The organism is Acutalibacter intestini, from assembly GCF_034334985.1.
Lineage (GTDB): Bacteria > Bacillota > Clostridia > Oscillospirales > Acutalibacteraceae > Acutalibacter > Acutalibacter intestini.
The window spans coordinates 1-1612 of the sequence record NZ_JAWXXL010000093.1; the positions used below are offsets into that span (position 1 = coordinate 1).

A 1612-nucleotide genomic window follows, 5' to 3' on the forward strand; every position below is an offset into this window, starting at 1 on the left:
TAAAGACCTGCTAATAAAAGTCAAGAGCCAAATTGAAGGTAAGCGGGATTTTATAGTCGCCGCAAAAAGGGTACAGAAAACCAAGCCACCGCCATTGAAAAATTTTGGCGCTGGCCTGTGATAGGCGGATCTGAGATAGAGTGTTAAGCTTCGAGGCTGTCCAAGTACTGCCTCACGGTGGCATAGTAGATACGCAGGAACTTGTTGGCGGAGGCCATCATGTAAACACGATAAGGTTTGCCCTCGGCGCGTTTCTTGTCCATGAACTGGTACACCGGGTTATCAGATGGGGAGCGCTGGAGGATCACGCTCATCACCAGGAACAGCGTTCTGCGCAGGGCGGAGGAGCCACGTTTGGAGATGCTCCGGCTGCGGACTTCCATCTGGCCGGACTGGTACGGCGGAGCGTCGATACCCGCAAAGGCCACCAGCGCCTTCTTGGAGTAGAAGCGGCGCACATCGCCGATCTCCGCCATGAGCTGAGGGCCGAGGGCCGGGCCAACGCCGAACATCCCCATCACAACAGGGTATTCCGGCAGGGATGCCGCCAGGGACTGCATTTCATTCCGAAGCGCGGACAAGGCGGCGGAAACGGCTCGGAGCTGGGATACCGTCTGCTCCACCAGGAACTTGGCCGTATCGGTCTTGGGCATGACGCTGAAATGTCCACAGGCGGAGGCGTAGACGTCCAGTGCTTTGTCCTGACTGAAATTGTAACCGTGTTTCTTGCACCATTTCTGATACTTGGCTGTAAACGCTTTTTCGGACAGCCCGCAGACACACTCACAGTGCGGGAAAGCAGCCACAAAGTCCACCCACTTCTCGCTGCCGTCCGCCCTGGCGGGGCTGGAAAACAGGCGATTTGCGTCTGGAAACGCGGTGTCAAGCAAGGAAATCAGATTGTTTTTGAGCATGGTCTGCACCTTGGCGCATTGCTGGTACTGGCGGTATGTAGTTTTCAGCATCAGCCGCACTTCATCCTCCGGGATGTATTTGGGCAGTGCCAGCCAGTGGTCGAGGCCGTAGTTGGCCAGCTTGATCGCGTCCTTCTTGTCGGTCTTGGCCCGCCGCAGGCTGTTGTTCCCGTAACCATGCACCAGCATGGCGTTCACCACGGAAACGTAAAACCCGGAATCGTAGAGGAAGCTGGCCACCGGCAAATGGTAGTTCCCCGTAGCCTCCATCACCACGCGGGTTTCGCCGCCCAGTTCTCTCAACCGGCTCGACAGCTCACACAACTCAATGCCGGTGTGTCCTACCTCAAAGGGCGGGATCACCAGCTCTCCCAAAGGACGCATGACGGCAATCATGCTTTTGCCTTTGGAAACATCAACACCTACACAGTTCATGTTCATTCTCCCAATACAAAATTTGCAACCGGAACCCATCTTTTTCTCGCTGCCGATTCAATCTATTGGGTGACGCGAACTCAAGGCTCAACCTGCTTAAACCGAACGCTGCAACAAGAGGATGGCTGACAGTCTTTACATCGGACTTCAAAGCCCAAGGAGGTGAAGGCCAGCCAGTTGCTCCTCTTATTGTAGCTTTGGCACGAGACGGACGAAACCCCCGGCTGGCTGCCGAGGGTCCCAACCAAATTATATTGTAATAG

The 1612-nt window shown here is 55.3% G+C and carries 1 protein-coding gene; it reads right to left on the bottom strand.

Features of this window, described 5'->3' with window-relative positions; translation table 11 throughout:
- Window positions 1-143: 143 nt before the first annotated feature.
- Window positions 144-1349, bottom strand: a complete 1206-nt coding sequence (locus tag U8U68_RS21740) for an IS110 family RNA-guided transposase (protein WP_322204534.1) — start codon at window positions 1347-1349, stop codon at window positions 144-146.
- Window positions 1350-1612: the final 263 nt, after the last annotated feature.